General features: G+C 60.8%; 5 protein-coding genes. 1 reads left to right on the top strand and 4 read right to left on the bottom strand.

The annotated features are described in order from the left end of the window. Positions 1-101, top strand: a 101-nt coding sequence (locus ACOVRJ_RS01575; RefSeq protein ID WP_422042156.1) for a transposase domain-containing protein, incomplete at its 5' end; no start/stop codon positions are given. Between the two features lie 14 nt (positions 102-115). Here ACOVRJ_RS01575 and ACOVRJ_RS01570 read toward each other — a convergent pair. The 4 genes from ACOVRJ_RS01570 to ACOVRJ_RS01555 form a co-directional block, all read right to left on the bottom strand. Further along, positions 116-406, bottom strand: a complete 291-nt coding sequence (locus tag ACOVRJ_RS01570; RefSeq protein WP_422042155.1) for a transposase — start codon at positions 404-406, stop codon at positions 116-118. Between the two features lie 122 nt (positions 407-528). Continuing rightward, positions 529-2,601, bottom strand: coding sequence for a peptidase domain-containing ABC transporter (locus ACOVRJ_RS01565; RefSeq protein ID WP_422042154.1), 2,073 nt, complete (start codon positions 2,599-2,601; stop codon positions 529-531). After that, positions 2,598-3,506, bottom strand: coding sequence for a hypothetical protein (locus ACOVRJ_RS01560; RefSeq protein ID WP_422042153.1), 909 nt, complete (start codon positions 3,504-3,506; stop codon positions 2,598-2,600). Before ACOVRJ_RS01560 ends, ACOVRJ_RS01565 begins: the two co-directional genes overlap by 4 nt. Positions 3,507-3,883: 377 nt before the next feature. Further along, positions 3,884-4,405 carry an HlyD family efflux transporter periplasmic adaptor subunit gene (locus ACOVRJ_RS01555; RefSeq protein WP_422042152.1) on the bottom strand — a complete coding sequence of 174 codons (522 nt, stop codon included), beginning with the start codon at positions 4,403-4,405 and terminating at the stop codon, positions 3,884-3,886. Positions 4,406-4,436: the final 31 nt, after the last annotated feature.

The raw sequence follows: 4,436 nt of genomic DNA, 5'->3' as shown, positions 1-4,436 counted from the left end.
CCTGGGCCTACCTGCGCGACGTGCTGCAGCGCCTGCCGACGCTGCTCAACAGCAGAATCGAGGAGTTGCTGCCGCATCGCTGGACGCCAACTCCGAGCTGATCGGCCGTCCGCCGTCAAGGTGGCGGGACTGGACGTTCACCCACCACGGGCGCGATCTCCACCGGGATGAACTGCAGAGACGACACCGGTGTGTCGATGCCCACCGGCTTGCGCGTCACCGTCCTCGGCGCGGCCAGCCCGGTGCGCTTGATGCCACGGCCGACGAGCCACTTGCGCAGCAGGTTGATGTTCAGGCCGTGGGCCAGCGCCACGGCTGCCACTGACGCGCCCGGCTGCTGGCACTCTGCCAGGACCTGCGTCTTGAACTCAGAGCCGTGCACGCGCCTCAGAGATTTGGGTTGCATAGGTGCCCACCTGTTCGAATTGGTGGGCCCCATCGTCAGGGGCGCCCCTGCGCGGTTCAAGATGGGGCGGCCAGACGCTCACTACTTCACTGCCCCGGAAGTCCCGAAGAGGCAAGTGCGTCTCATGCGGTAGCCGGTGGCGCGTCGTCGTCGGCCGGCAGCCTGATCGCGATGACGCGGCTGGCGCTGGCGATGGTTTCGGGCCGATGCGCGACGATGACGCGGGTCAACCTCAGGCGCGCAATGGCTGCGTTAACCAGGCACTCGTTTTGGACATCGAGATGGCTAGTCGCCTCATCAAGCACTAGGATTCTTGGACGTTTGTAAAGCGCGCGCGCCAGTAGGACTCGCTGTTTTTGCCCGCCTGACAGCGATGTCCCCAAGTCACCCACGAGCGTTTGGTAGCCCATTGGCATGCGGTTGATTTCGTTATCCACCGCGGCTAAGCGAGCGGCTGCGGCTATTCGCCTTTCGTCCGGCTGAGGATCGAAGAAGGCGATGTTTTCGGAGATCGAACCGGCGAGCATGTGATCGTCTTGTAGTACCGCCCCAATCAGCCCACGGTACTGGCGCATTCCGAGCTTTCGAATTGGTACGCCGTCGATCAGTACCTCACCCTCGCTGGGCTGCAAGACACCAAGCATGATCTTCATCAGCGTGCTCTTCCCGGACCCGGAGGGGCCGGTTATTGCCACCGACTCGCCTGGGTCCACGCTGAGAGAAAGTCCTCTGAGGACCCAAGGCTCTCCCTCTGAGTATCTGAAGCTAATGTTGCGCAGCTCGATGCGCGGAGATAGGCGGCTGGCTTCTGTCACAACCGGAGGCTCGGCCTCAGGAGGTTCCAGCGCGATGTCTGCCACTCGCTCGGCATGCAGACCCAACATGCGCCACTCGAACGCGTAGCCTATCAGCGCTTGCATACGTGTTGTGAATGTGACTTGGTAGCTGGTGAAGGCAATGAGCATGCCGATGGACATCTCGCTGCTCATCACTAATCTGGCGCCAACATACATGACGGCGAGTGCAGTGGCTCCCGTAATCGCAATCTGGCTGGTGCTGAAGACGATGTTGAGTCTCTCGATACGCACGTCCCGGTTGAAGACTTCGGCGAGCAGGTTCTGCCAACGAGCCCTCCGCTCCGTCTCGCGGCCGCCGAGCTTCAGCGGCAGCATCGCACGCAGCGTCTCGAGAAAGTGCGTCTCCTCCTTTGCGGCCATAACCAAACGCTCTTCCGTGGCCTCACGGAACCGCTTGTAAAGCCCAACTCGGATCACTGCGTATGCGGCCACGGCAGTGAGCGCGACCGCGGCCAGCGGAGGGCTGTACACAAGCAGGATCGCTAACGTCAGCAGCGCCATGATTCCGTCCAAGGCTGCCCCAATGACCGCTGTGGTGAGAGTGTTCTGCATTGCGGTCATCGAGCCGAAGCGCGAGACGATGTCTCCTAGGTGCCGCTTCTCAAAAAAGGCCGCCGGTAGCCTAACCATGTGAGCAAACAGGCTCGTTGCCCACTGGTAGTTCACCTCCAAAGCCAGCCGCATCATCAGCCACTGGCGCAAGACGGCGATCACGGTCTGAGCAAATAGCAAGAGGCCGAAGCCGATGACCAGAACATCCAGCAGCGCTCGATCGTTGCCTACGACTACTTCATCGACCACGAATTGACTAAAGAGTGGCGCAGCGAGAGCAAAGGTCTCAAGAGCCAACGCCAGCAAGAAGAGCTGCACTAGGGCTCCCGTCATGCCAGTAATTCGACCAGTCAGATCAGTGAGGCGAATCCGACGCCGCAAGTCAGCGGGCTTGAACTCTGTAGTTGGCGTTAACTCAAGTGCAACACCCGTAAAGTGCCTGGACACGGTCGAGAGCGGTAGAATACGCTCGCCAAACGCCGGGTCTAGGATCGTGGCTTGGTCACGACTGACGCGCTTCAGAACGACGAAGTGATTTAGATCCCAGTGCAGCACACATGGTGTGACTAGCTCGGTCAACTCGTCGAGTTCAAGGCGCAGTGGTCGGGCGGCAAAACCAATTATCTCCGCATGGCGGATCAATTGGTCCAACGTGGCGCCCTTTAGCGAGACTTGGAAGCGACGCCGTAGCTCGGCGAGATCTGTGTGTAGGCCATGTGCGCTGGCAATCATCGCCACGCACGCAAGCCCGCATTCGTTCGCCTCGCTCTGCAGGACCACCCTCATCGGGGCCGCCCTGTCGTACCTTGAGGGCTTGCGTCGGTGGGGGGCCTAACCTGAAGCGTGCCGTCCGCGGCGCACAACTCGCCATGGGTTCGCCTCGCGCGCTCGTACGACAGCATCTCCTCGGTAACGACGATGCAGTGGAGTTGTAGCGATGGCCGTTTCGAAGCCACGCGCGCGCAGTACTGCGGGGTTCCGTAGTCCGACGGGGCGTCAATTGCCGAGAGGCCCAGTCGCTGCATCGACGACACCGGCATCGTGAAGTTGCCGAAGTTCTTCGGCTCTTGCCCGGCGCGCGCGATGTACTCGTCCACCCTGATCGTCCTGAAGAAGCGGACATCTTCAGCCTGACGTCTCGCAACACCGGCCGCGTCACGCCTGCGCTCCTCAATCTCGGCAGGCAGCCATGGAAGCCCATCGAGCGTGGAGACGGTTCGCCCGCAACGATCGAACTCGCGCCCGTCCTTCTGAAAGCTGTTTCCGTGCCATACGACGTAGGCGCCGTCGGGAATGACACGTCTGGAGCCGGCAGTGAAGATGTAGTTGGCACAGCTGGAGATGCAGTACTCGTCAACTATGACAACGAGGCGAGCCTCGTGGATGAGGTGGCCGATGGCCTGTCCCGCCTCGACGTCTCCGCCGTTCGACTTTATGGCCAGCGTGCTGACTCCGCCTCGCGCCAGTTCCATACGCAGCGCGGTCAGCATCTTTGTCGATACTGGGCCCGCAACACCAAGCACATGGCCGCGACGCTCGACGCGCACTGGTTCATCATCGGCCAATCGCTCTGCAGCCCGCAGCGCCTCTAGCTTTGCAGTGATGGATGCCACGCTGGTATCGCTGGAAGCTTGCAGCGGCATCGCGGACCACACCAATACTGCACATAAGGCGACGAATCGCTTTCGCATCTCGAAAGTTCTCTCGCTCCATGGGAAGGGGCAACGCCCTTGAGATCTACCCAAGGGCGCTGCTCGCAGCACTTACTTGCTAGTGGTGGTCTCGCGGCAAACCTCAACAGTCACAGTGGTGCATTTCGTGCCACTTCGATTGCAGCGCTTGGTTTCCGCTTTCGTGCAGGTTGTCGTCGTCGTGTTGCCGCCAGAGACGGCCTTCGTTTGTTGCGGGGTCAATACCTTCATGACTTTCACCTATCAATCAAGCACCGAGAGCGAGGCCGGTGCATTACCTCTCTGGCCGCGCCGCAGCGTTGCCAGACTTACGCCCGAGTCGTGACACCCGGGCGATTCCTTACGCCAGCTCTGCCGGCCGCTTGGACTCCGAATGGTCAGTGGATCGCTGCGCTCCCTCTGGCAACGCCTACAAGGGGAGCGATTACCCATTCGGCGATAGTCCGCCGATCAAGAATCAGCGCCGCGTCTAGCGTCATGCCTGCCTTCAGTGGCGTCAAGCCACCATAGGCAACGACGTGCTGAGCCTTTAGGTCCACCGTGAGCCTGTAGAGAGCCTCCCGCACGCCTAGCCCCGTAGCTAAGTGAGCCACCGACGAAGGTAACTGCTCGGGCGCAATTGGCGTGCGACTGACACTAGCAATGGTGGCCGGTTGTAGTCCGAATTTCTGGAACGGAAACGCCTGATACCGTAAGTAGACCTGTTGTCCGACTTGGACAAACCCCACAGTCCGGCTCGGTGCGAACAGGTGCGCTTGCAGCAGCGTATCGGAGGGGACAATTGACGCCACCAGCTGCCCGGCCTTCACCGTTTGGCCTCTGCCCAGAGCAAGCAGCGACACACTACCACCACCTGGCGCAACGATCAGCTGCTTGCGCTTAATGTGGAAGTCTTCCATGATCCGGGGCGTTGTCCCACATCATGAAAGT

This window comes from Roseateles sp. (assembly GCF_049240545.1).
In the GTDB taxonomy this organism is placed as follows: domain Bacteria; phylum Pseudomonadota; class Gammaproteobacteria; order Burkholderiales; family Burkholderiaceae_C; genus Paucibacter_A.
The sequence above is the reverse complement of the archived record's forward strand: the minus strand, read 5'-3'. Positions and strand labels throughout refer to the sequence as shown.